General features: G+C 72.3%; 15 protein-coding genes. 3 read left to right on the top strand and 12 right to left on the bottom strand.

What is annotated here, in order from left to right:
- Nucleotides 1-276 carry a YggT family protein gene (locus tag CLV40_RS17310; protein ID WP_104479955.1) on the bottom strand — a complete coding sequence of 92 codons (276 nt, stop codon included), beginning with the start codon at nucleotides 274-276 and terminating at the stop codon, nucleotides 1-3.
- 186 nt (nucleotides 277-462) lie between these two features.
- Here CLV40_RS17310 and CLV40_RS17305 point away from each other — a divergent pair, with 186 nt between their 5' ends.
- The 3 genes from CLV40_RS17305 to CLV40_RS17295 all read left to right on the top strand — a co-directional run bounded on the left by CLV40_RS17305 (nucleotide 463) and on the right by CLV40_RS17295 (nucleotide 2506).
- Nucleotides 463-1239: a class I SAM-dependent methyltransferase gene (locus CLV40_RS17305; RefSeq protein ID WP_104479954.1), complete on the top strand. Its 777-nt coding sequence runs from the start codon at nucleotides 463-465 to the stop codon at nucleotides 1237-1239.
- Nucleotides 1240-1248: 9 nt separating this feature from the next.
- Nucleotides 1249-1416: a hypothetical protein gene (locus CLV40_RS38945; RefSeq protein WP_219824010.1), complete on the top strand. Its 168-nt coding sequence runs from the start codon at nucleotides 1249-1251 to the stop codon at nucleotides 1414-1416.
- Between the two features lie 124 nt (nucleotides 1417-1540).
- Entirely contained in the window at nucleotides 1541-2506 is a 966-nt protein-coding gene (locus tag CLV40_RS17295) for a DUF2207 domain-containing protein (protein WP_146108078.1), read from the top strand.
- Between the two features lie 15 nt (nucleotides 2507-2521).
- On the opposite strand, the gene CLV40_RS17290 is transcribed toward CLV40_RS17295, so the two are convergent.
- The 11 genes from CLV40_RS17290 to CLV40_RS17240 all read right to left on the bottom strand — a co-directional run bounded on the left by CLV40_RS17290 (nucleotide 2522) and on the right by CLV40_RS17240 (nucleotide 13358).
- The gene (locus CLV40_RS17290; protein WP_104479952.1) at nucleotides 2522-4588 is read right to left on the bottom strand and encodes a tetratricopeptide repeat protein; all 2067 of its coding nucleotides are present in this window, start codon (nucleotides 4586-4588) and stop codon (nucleotides 2522-2524) included.
- Between the two features lie 15 nt (nucleotides 4589-4603).
- Nucleotides 4604-5770 carry a hypothetical protein gene (locus tag CLV40_RS17285; protein WP_104479951.1) on the bottom strand — a complete coding sequence of 389 codons (1167 nt, stop codon included), beginning with the start codon at nucleotides 5768-5770 and terminating at the stop codon, nucleotides 4604-4606.
- A gap of 885 nt (nucleotides 5771-6655) precedes the next feature.
- Entirely contained in the window at nucleotides 6656-7141 is a 486-nt protein-coding gene (locus tag CLV40_RS17280) for a hypothetical protein (RefSeq protein WP_146108077.1), read from the bottom strand.
- Between the two features lie 82 nt (nucleotides 7142-7223).
- A complete protein-coding gene (locus tag CLV40_RS17275; RefSeq protein WP_104479949.1) occupies nucleotides 7224-8066 on the bottom strand; it encodes an AfsR/SARP family transcriptional regulator in 843 nt (280 codons plus the stop codon).
- 218 nt (nucleotides 8067-8284) lie between these two features.
- Nucleotides 8285-9166 (bottom strand): pyrroloquinoline quinone biosynthesis protein PqqB, encoded by an 882-nt coding sequence (pqqB, locus tag CLV40_RS17270; protein WP_104479948.1) that lies wholly within the window; start codon nucleotides 9164-9166, stop codon nucleotides 8285-8287.
- Nucleotides 9163-10263 (bottom strand): pyrroloquinoline quinone biosynthesis protein PqqE, encoded by a 1101-nt coding sequence (gene pqqE / locus CLV40_RS17265; RefSeq protein ID WP_104479947.1) that lies wholly within the window; start codon nucleotides 10261-10263, stop codon nucleotides 9163-9165. The genes pqqB and pqqE overlap by 4 nt, the downstream gene beginning before the upstream one ends.
- Nucleotides 10260-10532 (bottom strand): pyrroloquinoline quinone biosynthesis peptide chaperone PqqD, encoded by a 273-nt coding sequence (pqqD, locus tag CLV40_RS17260; protein WP_104479946.1) that lies wholly within the window; start codon nucleotides 10530-10532, stop codon nucleotides 10260-10262. Before pqqD ends, pqqE begins: the two co-directional genes overlap by 4 nt.
- On the bottom strand, nucleotides 10520-11221 hold the full coding sequence (gene pqqC / locus CLV40_RS17255; RefSeq protein ID WP_104479945.1) for a pyrroloquinoline-quinone synthase PqqC: 702 nt from the start codon (nucleotides 11219-11221) through the stop codon (nucleotides 10520-10522). The genes pqqD and pqqC overlap by 13 nt, the downstream gene beginning before the upstream one ends.
- Before the next feature lie 69 nt (nucleotides 11222-11290).
- A complete protein-coding gene (gene pqqA, locus CLV40_RS17250; protein ID WP_181043562.1) occupies nucleotides 11291-11386 on the bottom strand; it encodes a pyrroloquinoline quinone precursor peptide PqqA in 96 nt (31 codons plus the stop codon).
- Nucleotides 11387-11590: 204 nt separating this feature from the next.
- Nucleotides 11591-12391: a hypothetical protein gene (locus CLV40_RS17245; protein ID WP_146108076.1), complete on the bottom strand. Its 801-nt coding sequence runs from the start codon at nucleotides 12389-12391 to the stop codon at nucleotides 11591-11593.
- A 109-nt stretch (nucleotides 12392-12500) separates the two neighbouring features.
- Entirely contained in the window at nucleotides 12501-13358 is an 858-nt protein-coding gene (locus tag CLV40_RS17240) for a TIGR04222 domain-containing membrane protein (RefSeq protein WP_181043561.1), read from the bottom strand.
- Between the last annotated feature and the right edge of the window lie 92 nt (nucleotides 13359-13450).

The raw sequence follows: 13450 nt of genomic DNA, 5'->3' as shown, positions 1-13450 counted from the left end.
TCAGAGCGCGAAGGCGATCGACCGCAGGACCAGCGCGACGAAGAAGACGATCGTGAAGGCCAGGTCGAAGCCGATCCCCCCGGCCCGCACCGGCGGCACCACCCGCCGCACCGGCGCGATGGCCGGTTCCGTCGTCGCGCGGGTGAACGCCCGGGCCCGGCCGACCCAGGCCGGTCCCCGGCCCGCCAGCGCCGCCCAGTCCAGGATCATCCTGGCCACGAGCAGCAGGATGAACGCCGTGAGCGCATAGCCGACCAGTGTGCCGATGAGTCCCATGCCCGCTCCTCCCGCGGTCGTTGTGCCTGGTCAACGTGTCGGCGGCCCGAAAAGTGTCCGAACGCCGGATTTCTCAGCTTCCTACCAGGTCCGGCGTACTCCGGCAGGTCGAGCGGCGGACCCGCTTGCGCCGCCCGAGATCCTGGTAGTGGGGTTCGACCACCGACCAGACCGATCGGAGACCAGGTGAACCAGTACGTGTTCGACAACGCCGATCCCCGCAACCGGACCCGGTTCGACTCGCTGGCGGTGTTCGACCCGGACAGCCACGCCGCGCTCGCGGCGGCCGGTGTGGGGCCGGGGTGGAAGTGTTGGGAGATCGGGTGCGGCGACGGGGGTATCGGGCGCTGGTTGGCCGACCGGGTCGGTCCTGGCGGGTCCGTGTTGGCCACCGACATCGACACCCGGTGGCTGAGCGGCGACGGCCCCGTCCTCACCGTGCGCGAGCACGACGTGGTGCGCGACGAGCCACCCGCGACGGACTTCGATCTCATCCACGCCCGCCTGGTGCTGATCCACCTGCCCCAACGGCACGCCGTCGTCGACCGGTTGGTCTCCAGCCTCAGACCGGGCGGCAAGCTCGTCCTGGAGGAGTTCGACCTCGAGCACCCCCTGACGACGCGCTCGACGACCCATCGGGCGGCGTTCGATGCCGTGCACCTGCCGTTTCTTCGCTTCCTGCGCGCCCGGGGAGTCGGTCTCGACTGGGCCCGGTCGCTGGCGGAGGAGTTCGTCGACCGTGGCCTGCGCGATGTGGACGTCCGCACCCGCACCGTCCTGTGGCGCGGTGGTGCGGACGAGATCCGGCTCTACCGCGTGAACGTCGAGCAGGCGGCCGAACACCTGCTGGCCGACGGCGTATCGACCCGGCAACTGACCGACTTCTACGCCCTGCTCGACAACCCCGAGTTCACCGCTTGGTCCCACCCGCTCGTCTCGGTCTCGGGAACTCGCCCGGTGTAGGCCGTCGCCGTGTTCGGCGTCTTCCGGGACTGGCTGCGCCACCAGTTCGAGGCGCTCGGGCAACCCGACGCCGACGACCTCGCGCTGCACGTGCTGACCTTCAGCCAGGGTGTCCCACCTCGACATCGGCGACGGGCCGACGACGACGTGGCCGAACTCCTCGACATCACCGACTGAGTCGTCGGATCCGTTCGCGTGCGGGCCAACCAGGTGAACCCGCGTGGATCGGCCCCGGGCGGACCGGGCTGGACGGACACTTCCCGCACGGCCGCGATCGCGGCCGTGCCACGAGGGGGTGTCGGTGGGGACGATCGTGGGTGTGCCGAGCGGGTGGTACCTCGGCGTCGCGTGGGGCTGGTTGCTCGTCACCGCGGGGTCCGCGGCCCTGCTCCGCTGGTGGTGGCCCCGAGCGGTGGGGCGCGGCAAGGTGGACCTCGACGACCTCAGCGGCTACGAGGTGGCCCGGCTCGTCGGGGGTCGCGACCGGATGGAGTTGATGAACGTCGTCTGGCAGGTCGACAACAAGGTCTCCAAGCGCGGCAAGGCCACCCAGACCACTTCAGACCGCCCGAACCCGCTTGGGGGCACCGTGCCGGGCGTCGTCCTCGGCGACAAACCGGACGGTGACTACTCGGTCTCGCCGAAAACCACGCGCGCGGTCGAGGAGTCCCTGGTGCGTAGGGGGATCTGGCGCACCGAGGAGCAGCTCGCCCGTGCGGGCAGAGCGCACTGGCCCATCCCGGTGGCCATCTTGGCCGCACTGGTCGCCATCGTCGACACGTTCGTCACCGGCACGCACCACCTCGGCGCCTACTGGCTGCTCGGCGTCGGTTCGGTGAGTTGGGGGGCCGTGTGGCTGTGGTACCGGGACCTGCCCGCGACCAGGACTCGCATACCCGAGTACGTCATGGACCGGATTCGGCATTTCACCCCGATGAGGACGAAAGGCTATCCGCTCCGCCACAACGACCTGTTGTCCGTGGCCGTTTACGGCCTGGAGGCGTGGACCGACAAGAGGCGGCGGACCGAGGCCGCGGAGATCTGGGCCGCCGTCGTCCGGGTGAAGGAGGCGCAGGCGGCCCAGCAGCGCGCGCGTGAACGTCAGCTCAAGCGCGCTCGCGCACTTGAGCGCGAACGAAAGCGCGAGCGAGAGCGCAGGCGCGAACGCGAACGAGAGCGCGCCGCCGCGGCGCGTTCCCGGTCGGATCCCCCGGGGTTGGGCGGCGCCTGCGGCGGTGGGTGCGGTGGGTGCGGCGGCGGCATCTGACCCGACACCGGGCGGCTACGCCGGGACGAGCGCCTGGCAGCGGGTCAGGGCTTCGGCGATGTCCTCGTCGTCGGGGTCGGCTTCCTGGGCCGCGAGGAGGTCGGCGACCGCCAGGGCGGGGCGGTTGGCGGACTCGTGGAGGAACGCTCGGTTGAAGCGCAGCGCCGGGTCGTCGGGGGTGAGGGCCACGGCGGTGTCGAGGTCGGACAGGGCCTGGTCCGGGTCGCCCAACGCGTGGGCGGCGGTGGCGCGGCCCGCCAGCGCCGTCACGAGGGTGGGGTCGGTGGCCAGCGCGCGGTCGAAGGCGGCTCTGGCCTCGGCGTGCTCGTCGAGGGCGCTGTGGACCTGGCCGAGTACGGCGTGCAGGTGCGCGTTGTCCGGGTCGTGGCGCAGCCCCTGCTCGGCGTCCGCGCGGGCGGCGTCGAGGTCGTCGAGGTCGAGGTACAGACCAGCGCGGTTGACCAAGGCGTCGACCAGGTCGGGTTCGAGGGTGAGCGTGTAGGTGAGACCCGCCAGGGCCGCCTCGTCGTCACCCCGGCGCAACAGCAGTTCGGCGCGGTTGTACTGGGCCTCGGGGAACGGCGGCCCGAGGCGGATCGCGGTCTCGTAGTCGGCCAACGCCTCGGCCTCGCGTCCCAGGCGCTGGTTGAGGTTGCCGCGGTCGAAGTGGTAGTCGGGGTAGTTGGGGTCGCGGGAGATGACCTCGTCGTAGCACGCCAAGGCCTCGTCCAGGCGTCCGAGTCCGGTGAGCACCTGCGCGCGGTTGTGGACCAGCACCGAGCGGTGCAGGGCGTGCTCGTCGGCGCCGAGTTCCGCGTCCATCTCCTCGATGCCCTCGCTCACCAGCTTCAGCGCCTCCTGCGGGTTGCCCAGGTGCGCCTCGACCAAGGCGAGGCCGTTGCGCTGGAAGACGGTGTGGAACACGCGGTCGGCGCCTTTGTAGCAGAGGCGGGCCAGGGCGACGGCCTGGTTCATCAACCCCTTGGCGCGCAGGTGGTCGCGGTCCGCTTCCTCGTGGTGGCGCGTGTAGAGCATGCCGAGCGCGTAGCAGGCCTGCAGGTGCACGCCCGGGTCCTGGGAAGCGGCGAGGACCTCGGCGTAGAGCGCCTCCGCCTCGCGCGGGCGGCCGAGCGCGGCGAAGGACGTGGTCATCTTGGTGGTGAAGACCCACCAACGAGCCATGTCGGAGATGTCGACGACCGCGCGGCCACGCCGTCCGAACTCGATGGTCGCGTGGTAGTAGCCCATGTCCAGGCAGCGGTTCAACGCGTGCGCGAGCGCGTCCGCCCCCGTCTCGGACGGGTCCGACCCGTGCTCGCGGTGGTACGCGATCGCACCGAGGGTCAGCGAGAACTCCCCGCGCGCCTCCAGCTCCTCCGCGCGCCGGTCGTGCAGGTCGGCTCGTTCGGCGGGTGAGAGCCGCTCGTAGGCGGCCAATACCCCGGGGTCGTCGGAGACGCAGTCGGCCGCGACGAACAGCCGAGCGTCCACAGTGGACTCCACGGGCCGCGCGGTCACCTCGTGGAACGTGGCGTACTCGGCCAGATCCGCGGCCAGCGGCTCGCCAGGGGTCTCCCCCGTGTCGCACACGACCACGGTCAGCACCGCGGGGTCCGTGCGGCGCACCAACGCGGACAGGAACTCCAGGTCCGTCCGGTCGGCCGCCGCGGCGAGCACGACCAACGACCGGGGCCCGGTGCCCGCCAGGTGCGCGTGCAGGAACTCGACGATCCCGTGCGCCATCCGCTGCGTGCGGACCCGCGAGTAGAACCTGGTGCGCTCCTTGGGAACCGCGAGCGAGGTCAACGTCTCGCGGGCGTCGGCGACGGTTTCGCGCAGCTCGGGCGCGGCCGAGAACAGCTCGATCTCGTGCCTGCGCACCAGGTCCGGGGCGGCGTCGGGGACGACGGTCCGCAGCAGGGTCCCCGTCGCCGTGTAGGGGCCGCGCAGGCGGCGGTGCGCGTCCACGGGCGCGGTCAGCGCGGGCGCCAACGCCGGCAGGTGCTCGGCGAGCAGGGCGGGCAGGTCGGCGGGCTCGACCCGGCGGGTGAGCCGGACCCAGTGGTGGCCGGGAGCGGGCATCGGTGCCTCCAGGGGTCAGGCGCGGCGCGACCGGCGGGCCAGCACCGCGGCGGCGATGACCGGGCCGATCGTCAGGACGAGGAACACCACGGCGTCGAGCACGCCGAGGACGGTCGCGTCGCCGCCGAGCCTGCCCGCGATGATCCCCACGGCGTAGGCGACGGCGGGCACGAGGGCGAACAGCGCGCTGAGCGTGAGGAACGCGTAGCCCGCGACCAGCAGCCACACGTACCAGCGCGCCACCTCGCGGTCGCGCGGGTGCCACGACGACTCGTCGACCGGGGTGCCCGCGCGCCGCAGCAGCCGGTCGACCTTGAGCCGCAGCAGCTGCCCGGCGACGGTCTGCAGGTCGTTGCAGCCCAGGACGGTGCAGACCAGGTAGTACAGGTCGGTGCGCAAGAAGAAGTAGAACTGCCACACCACCCTCAGCAGCGTGACGAACGCGAAGGCCAGCGCGACCCGGCCGATCGGGTGCCCCACGCCGACGGCCGCGGCCAGCAGCGCGCACAGGCCGAGCACGACGCCGTCGGCCAACAGGCCCGCGAGGATCGGCAGGTACCGCTGCTTGCGCGGCACGGCGACCAGTCCGTCCATCTTCGTCTCGAAGACCAAGAAGTAGAAGCGGCGACCCACCGACAGCGACGAGTTGATGCCGAGCCTGCGCCCGGCGAGCGCGTGGAACGACTCGTGCGCGAGCAGCATCGGCACCTGCCCGAAGAACAGCGCGAGCTGCACCACCACGAGCGACTCGGTGAAGAACATGTTCCGCGCGTGCGGCGCCGCCCCGGGCACGGCGATCATCACCGCGAGACCGCCGAGGATGACGACCGCGTAGACCGCCAGCGCCACCGGGGAGAACAGCGCCCTGCCCAACCCGCGCCACCGCACGGGCACGGCCGCCGCGACGACCTCCCCGTCGCCGACGAGCATCTCGAACTCGACGAGGATCTCGAGGAACTCGCCGATGTCGACGGTCTCGCCGTACTCGTCGGCGTACCAGGCCGCCGCCGCGTTGGGCGTCAGCCCCTCCGCCAGCTTGCGCAACAACTCGGCGCCGTCCGGGGGAAACACCCCGAACAGCCCGATGTCGGCGCGCCCGACGGTCACCTCGTCGCCGTCGGCGTGGAAGGTCAGCGGGTGCAGGGCGAGCGGTCGGTCGGGGTCGAGCGCGGGTGCGGTCACGGGCGCCTCAGCGGTGTGGTCGGGGGGCGCCCCGGCGAACCGGGGCGCCCTGGTGTGATCAGGGGATGACGGTCCCGCCGCAGCCGCCCGAGTAGAGGGTCGCGGCGGTCGTCAGGCGGACCGAGCCCGCCTTGCGCACCTTGATCTTCTTCATCCGTGCCTCCTGTTCCTGTCGCAGCAGCGCCCCGACTCTTGACAGGAGGCGGAACCGTTGCTGGAGAAGGGTTCCGCCGATGCTCGGGCGGATTGGACAACTGTCGATCCCAGAGTGCGGAACGGTCAAGGGGCCGGTCAGGTGTCCGCCGGATGAACGCCTGAGCGCGCGGCGACCGCACGCGGTCAGTGGGCCGAAAGGTCCGCTGTGGACCAACCGGGAGTCGGTCGAGGACTAAACAAGGTGGACGCTGCGTGGTTGCCGGGCCCGGTGGATGACGGACACGCAGGGCAGACGATTGCGCCAACCGTGTTCCAGGGCCTCACACGGGTGGGTGTCCTCCCCCTTGACCGGGCCTCGGTCCGCCGATGACGCAGCGCGACCGGCGTTGCGCCGATCGGGGAGCGCCAGCACCCGGTACGGCGGCTCGTTCGCCAGTTGTGCCCCTACGGGTGACGACGAGAGCGGAGGGTGCGAGCCGAGCGACTCGGCAGGTGGCGGGCTCGACGAGGACGCGCCGCTCAGGTCGCGACCACCCGAGCCGCGGCGACGGGCACGGTTCACACCGGGGCACCAGCAACGTCGACCAGGACCACTGTGGACGCCTACGGCGACCTGCCGACCACCGCGCTCGGTGGTTCAGGTGGCTTTCACGGGCCGGTGCGCGGCGGTGCCGGACGACCGCCTGCCTTGTCGGGGGTGAAGTACTCGGATCGACCCGAGCGAGGCCATCACCACCAAGCGGTCTGGAACCGGCCGCGCAGGATGTCCCGCCTGCGCAGGGTCGACCACGACGCGGTGATCGCCGCCACCACGGCCACCCAGGTCGCCATGCCCCACTGCCAGTGCTCGTACTTGTCGGGGACGGTGAGGCGCGGCAAGAACACCGTCGCCACCGCCAGGGTCGCCACGATCGGGACCACCCTGACGGCGACCGACCCGACGTCCTGGCGGACCGTGACCACGAACGTCGCCAGGGCCAAGACGAGTTGCAGGCCCACGGTCACGTAAACCGACCCGTCGACCCGTTCGGCCAACTCCCACAGGTCGTAGGTGCGGGCAACCCGGTAGGTGTTGGGGGTGCGGCACCAGTGGATCACCGTCACCAGCACCAGCGTGACCGCCGCGGCCGTGGCGAGCAGCCGCTGGCCGACCTCCAAACGGTCCGTTGCCCGTTGTGCGGTCAGGTCCGCCTGGGTCAGCGCGCCATCGGCCATGGCCCCACCTCTGTCGTCGTCGGTCACAGGTGGTTGACGGCGCACCCCGGTCCTCGGTTCCAGGAAGCGGTTTTCCGCCGACTCAGTCCGTGGTGCCGTTGTGGGACAGGGAACCGATGAGGTTGTCGAGGGCCGTGCGGGGGCGGGGGTCCGCGGGGAGGTCGAGGACCGGGTCCGACAGGAGGATGGCCCGGTGCAGGCGTTCCAGTGACGCCGTCGGCACCAGGCCGAGTTCGTCGGACAGGGTCTCCCGCAACCGCTGGAACACCGACAGGGCCTCGTACCGGCGGCCCGAGCGGTACAGCGCGAGCATGAACTTCGCGTGCAGGTTCTCGTTCAGGGGCAGCGTTGTGGTCAGTTCCGTCAGCTCACCCAGGAGTCCGTGGTGCCTGCCCAGGCGCAGGTCGGCCTCGACCCGCTGCTCGGTCACCGCCAGGCGGGCCTGTTCGAGGCGGTTGACGTGGGTTTCCAGCAGGCGCCCCGGGGGCACGTCGGCCAGCGCCGGGCCGCGCCAGAGGCCGAGGGCGGCGCGGAGCGTCTCGGCCGCGTGCTGGTCCTGGCCCGCGGCCAGGGCGCGGATGCCCTGGTTGGCCCGCAGGGTGAACTCCTCCGCGTCCAGTTCGCCCGGCTGCGCGCGGAACTGGTAGCCGCCGGGGCTGGTCGACAGGATGTCGCGCACCGAGTGCGGCCGCCCCAACACCATCGCGAGGAACTTGCGCAGGTTCGCCACGTACGTCTGGAGGGTGGCGGTCGCGCTGTCCGGCGGCTCGCTCCCCCACAGCTCCTCCATGAGCTGCCCGGTCGACACGACCGTGTTGGCGCGCACCACCAGCAGCGCGAGGACGCGCTTCTGCTTGGCCGCCTTCGGTGTCGAAGAGCCCAGTTCGGAGCCCACGGTGAGTGGGCCAAGGACGCTGATCCGCACAGGTCACCCCTGCTGTCGTCGGGACGCGACGCGGGAGGACCGAGCAGCAGGACGCCGGGCGACCGCGAGGGGACCACCGGGCCAATCCTTCCCGACCCGGCCAAGTGAAGCCGCCGTGACGACCGGTGAACAACCCGTCGTCCGGCTCTGAAAATCACCACCGCGATGGCGTAGGCTGCCGCCCCCGAACGGCCCACGACATCGGGCGATCGGTGCGTTCAGAGGTCAAAACGGGCGCCGTCGTCGAGGATGTGCGCGCCCCGGGCGGCCACCTCGGCGCGTTCGGGGGACGCGGCGTCGGCAACCGGGTTGGTGTTGTTGAGGTGCGTATAAGCGCGGAACCCCACGCCGCTCAACCGGTGCAGCGACTCGGTGATCGGCAGGTGCCCCATGCGGCCCTGGCCCGCGTCCTTCCCGGTGGCGCGCGACATCTCGCCGGAGGTGAAGAACGTGCCGTCGACCAGCAGCAGGTCGGCGCCGTCGACGAACTCGTCGAACCCGGGCGGCCAGTCGGCCAGGCACGGCGCGTAGACCAGGGTCCCGCCGGTCGCGGCGTCGCGCACGCGGTAGGCCACGACCCAGTCCGGCGCGTCGGCCGCGTCGGCGGCGTAGCGGGGTCGCTTGCCGGACAACGGGAACGCCGCGCACTCCAGCCGCCCGTCGTCGACGGTGAACTCGCCGGTCGCCTCCCGCCAGTCCCACGAGTGGTAGCGGGACACGATGTCGCGCACCGGGAACCCGTCCGCCAGCGCGCCCGCGACCGGTTTCGGCGCCCACACCGCGATGTCCGGGCCCTCGCGCAGCAGGGCGAGGCCCAGGGCGTGGTCGAGTTCGGCGTCGGTGAGCAGCACGCCCCGCACCGGTGTCTCCCGCCTTCCCGGCCCCGGCGCCAGTTCCGCCGTCTCGACGATCTGCGCCCGCAGGTCCGGGGAGGCGTTGAGCAGGTACCACTCGCGGCCCGTGGCGCTGATCGCCACGCAGTCCTGCGTCCGGGGCGGCACGTCCGCGTCCCCGGCCCGGCAGCGCGCGCAGAGTTCGCACGCGCAGTTCCACTGCGGCAGACCGCCACCGGCGGCCGTGCCCAGCACGACGACCCTCACCGTTCCTCCGACCGCATCCGGAATCCCAGCTCCGCCACGCCGACCAGCACCTGGCGCGACGCGGAATCGGCCAGGATACCGGTCACCACGCCGTGGTGCGGCGACTTCGGGCACACCGGGTCGGTGTTCTCCGCAGCGCCGGTCAGCAGGAACGCCTGGCAGCGGCAGCCGCCGAAGTCGACGCCGCGGCGGTCGCAGGTCCGGCACGGGTCGCGCATCCAGTCCTCGCCGCGGTAGGCGGTGAACGACTCGGACTCGTACCAGATCTCCGCCAGCGGCCGGGTGGTCGCGTTGTCGAAGGTCAGGGTGGAGATGACGTGCGCGGACGGGCAGGGCAGCACGGTCCCGTCCGGCGCCACCGTCAACTGCCGCGCGCCCCAGCCGTGCATGCACGGCTTCGGGTAGCTGTCGTGGTAGTCGGCGATGACGTGGATGACCTCCATGCGCCCCGCCAACCGGGCCTTCGCCGCGCGCACCACGGTGTCGGCGGCGTCGAGTTGCCCGCGGGTCGGCATCAGCGAGTCCCGGTTGCGCAGCGCCCACCCGTAGTACTGGGCGTTGGCCAGCTCCAGCCGGTCGGCCCCCAGTTCCTCGGCCAGCTCGATGATCGCGCCGACCTCGTCGAGGTTTCCCCGGTGCAGCACCACGTTGACCGTCAACGGCAACCCCACGGCCCGCACCGCCTCGGCGGCGGAGCGCTTGTGCGCGGCGGCCCGGGTCCCGGCGATGGCGTCGGCGCGCTGCCGGTCGGCGGCCTGCACGGACAGCTGCACGTGGTCGATCCCGCGCGCGGCCAGCTCGGTCATCCGCTCCTTGGTGAGCCCGAGGCCGCTGGTGACCAGGTTGACGTAGCAACCCAATCCGGCGGCGTGCGCGGCCAGTTCCGGCAGGTCGCGGCGGGCCAGCGGTTCACCGCCGGACAGGTGGACCTGCAAGACGCCCAGCGCGCGGGCCTGGGTGAACACCGACCGCCACTGGTCGGTGGTCAGCTCGCGCTCACGGCGGACCAACTCGACCGGGTTGGAGCAGTACGGGCAGTGCAGCGGGCAGCGGTGGGTCAGCTCGGCCAGCAGGCCCAGCGGCGGATCGGCGCTCACACGTCCTCCCACGACACGACATGCCGGTCGGCGAGGAACTCCAGCACCGCGCCGACCTGGTCCTCCCGCACCCCGGTGAACTGCTCGCGCAGCCCGGTGACGATCTCGTCGAGCGACGACAGCCCGTCGCAGAGCTTCAGCACGGCCTCGGCGGTGGTGTTGAGCAGCAGCACGCCTTCCGGGAACAGCACGACGGGCGACTGCCGGACGGGGTCGTAGCCGAGCCGCACCCCGCGGCGCAGCCTCGGTACCGCGGTCACCGCGGGCATGCCGAGATCGCGTCGAGCATCGACCAGAGCACGTCGCACTTGAACGACAGCGCCGCGATGGCCTCGTCCTGCTGCTCGCGGGTGCGGCAGTGGGTGAGCACGATGTCGACGGCCACCTTGCCCTCGTCGCGCACGGCCTCGACGCGGGTGGTGAAGTAGGCCAGGGCCGCGCGGTCGATCCACGGGTAGTGCGCCAGCACGTCGGTGACCCGGCGGCGCATCAGGTGGCCCGCGAACATCTCCGTCAGACCCGAGGCCACCCCGATCTCCCACGGGCGCGTCCTGGCGAAGGTCACGTAGGCGTCCACGGCGAACCGGACGCCGGGCACGACGTGCCGCTCGTCCACGACCTCCGCGCGGGACAGGCCGAGCGCGGCGCACAGCCGCAGCCAGTCCTCCCGTCCGCCTTCCCCGGAGACGGCGCCGTCGTGGTAGACGACCCGTTCCAGCCACAGCCTGCGCACCTCGGGCACCGGGCAGTTGGCGATGATCGCGGCGTCCTTGCGGGGCAGCGCGTCCTGGTAGCACCAGCGGTTGGCCGCCCAGGCGCGCAGCTCGGCGCGGGACAGGTCACCGGCGTGCATGCGCTGGTGGAACGGGTGCGAGCTCCAGTAGCGCGCGGACAGCGCCCGCAGCCTCTCCAGGAACTCCTCGCGGGACAGCGCGCGGCTGTCCGGGGTGTGCGGCACGGGCTCGGCCCCTCCGGCGGCTCCGACCGGTGCGGCGGCGGTACGCCGACCGCCGCCGCACGCGGGTGATCAGTCCTGTCGCGCGACGTACGCGGTGATCTCCATGGGCGTCTCGTACTCGGTGATCTCCGGCGCCACCCACGGCTGCGGTTCGGTGTGCTCCACGTGCCTCCCTTTCTCCCGACGGCCGCCCGGCCCGCGCGCGTGCCGCCCCGCGACCGGCGTCGCGGGGCGGTGACCACGCCGGCTCCCCAGCGCCCCTTCGTCGCACGCCGAGCCGGACAATCCTGCGACACCGCGGTGAGCGGTGCGCCTCACAGGATGGCGGCCCGCCCCAGAGCGGTCCTTGAGCGGATCTTGAGCAGGCGGTCAGCCGTCGCGCAGGGCGTCGTCGACGCCCGGGCGGAAGCGCAGGAGCAGCAGTTGCCGGGTCAGGGCGCCGACGTGGCCGTCGCGGTCGGGACGGTCGCGGGGCCGGGGCACGCGCCACGCGGCGGGCACGGCGTCCCCGAGCAGCGCCCGGCTGGCGGCATCGGGCTGGGCGAGACCGTACGCGGCGACCCGGGAGCCCAGGTCCAGCGTCTCCCCCGCGCGCCGGGCCACCTCCCGGGAGCAGGCGTGGCCGAGGGCGGTGCGCGGGTCGCGCAGGCGGCGCGCGGTGCGCACACCCAGGAGCGCCCACGGCACGACGAGCAGCACGAGCGCGGCCAGCAGGGCCGCGCCGCCCTGCTGGAAGATCGACACGTCGTCGTCATCGCGCAATCTGCTGCCCGTCGAGCTCAAGACGATGACCGCGCCGAGTTGCAGGAAGGCGAGCCCGCCCCAGCCCACCTGCGCCAACCGCTCGCGTTTGGCGTGGACGAGACCGTCTACGCCCAACTGCCGGAACCTGCCGGTGAGGTGCTTCGCGCGCTCGCCCACCACGTGGTCGCGCAACTCCGCCAGCGGCATCGGGGTCACCGCGAGGGTCTCGGTGATCATCCGCGCCAACCCCGTCCGCTCTCCCGGGGTCCCGGTCGGCCGCAGGTGGCCGTCGTCGAGGACGAGGACGTCGCGATCCAGCAGATCGGCCACCACCGCCTCCACGGCCCGGCCCGGACCGCCGCACAGCAATCCCCTGTCGGCGACGCGCAGGTTCAGCCGGGCCACCGCCTCGGGCGGGCGTCCCACGGAGTACCGCCGATCGAGGAACAAGAGTGCGGCGGGGTATCCGCACACCACTACGAACGCGATCGACCAGGCCCAGGCCACCGGACACCCCTGTCACTCGTCGGATCGGTCATCCCCGGTCGCGCAGGGCGAGCCGCTCGGCCAGCTTCCGGACGTCCTCGTCGACGTCGGTCACGGTGGAGGGGGGTTTGCGCATCTTCCACGCCCCGGGTGTGGCGTGGCCGCGCAAGCGGGCGCGGAAGTCCGTCGTGGGGCTCGTGGGCAGTCCGTGGACGGCGGTCCAGGGGGCCAGGTCCGGGTTGTCGGCTGCCCGGTCGGCGAGCACCTTCGAGCAGGCGCGACCGAGTGGGCCTCGGGGGTCCGACGACAGGGCGCCGTAGCGGATGAACAACAGGGTCCAGGTGGTGACGAAGAGCAGCGTGCAAGCCAGGGCGAACCACAGACCTTTGGCGTCGATGAGCCAGTCCTCACCCGTCAGCTGGACGACCCCCATGACCAGCGCGGTCCCCACCGCGGAGGCCGCGGTCGGGTAGCCGTACAGGACTTTCCCGTTGCCGCCGGACTGGGTGTGCAGGAGTCCGTTGTCCCGCAGCAGGTCGCAGCCGCGCTCGAAAACGGTTTCGTGTTCGGAGGTGACGAAGGCGCGCACGGCGGGCAGCCGGGCGGCGGTGTCCATGGCCACCGCCAGGATCGACCGCTGCACGGCGGTCGCGCCCTCCGGTATGGCCGTCACGGAGATCCGGTTGGTGTCGTTGACTTCCAGCGCGCCCCGCTCCACCAGGTCGACGACCACCGCGTCCACGGCGCGCGCCGGTCCGCCGGTGAGCAGCGCGGTCTCGAACAGGCCCAACCGGAGCTCGTCCACCACGTCCCGGCCCCGCGCTCGCGCCCGCACCCGGTCCCTCCGGATCAGCCACGCGGGTGGCGCGCAGAACAGGACGAAGACGACAACCCAGGCCCACAACACGACGCCGCTCCCCCTGTTCCACCCAGCCGTAGCGGGAACAGTAACGATCACCGGCCGCTCTCGTTGGCAGAACGGCGAAGCCGGTCTCGCGC

Origin of the sequence: Actinokineospora auranticolor (genome assembly GCF_002934265.1) — a bacterium.
Lineage (GTDB): Bacteria > Actinomycetota > Actinomycetes > Mycobacteriales > Pseudonocardiaceae > Actinokineospora > Actinokineospora auranticolor.
Note: the sequence above shows the minus strand (reverse complement) of the source record. Positions and strands in the feature narration are given on the sequence as shown.

What these genes read in the sequence shown, in the direction of transcription:
- CLV40_RS17310 (WP_104479955.1), bottom strand. Translation starts at nt 276, where the DNA reads ATGGGACTCATCGGCACACTGGTCGGCTATGCGCTCACGGCGTTCATC.
- CLV40_RS17290 (WP_104479952.1), bottom strand. Translation starts at nt 4,588, where the DNA reads ATGCCCGCTCCCGGCCACCACTGGGTCCGGCTCACCCGCCGGGTCGAG.
- CLV40_RS17280 (WP_146108077.1), bottom strand. Translation starts at nt 7,141, where the DNA reads ATGGCCGATGGCGCGCTGACCCAGGCGGACCTGACCGCACAACGGGCA.
- pqqD (WP_104479946.1), bottom strand. Translation starts at nt 10,532, where the DNA reads ATGCCCGCGGTGACCGCGGTACCGAGGCTGCGCCGCGGGGTGCGGCTC.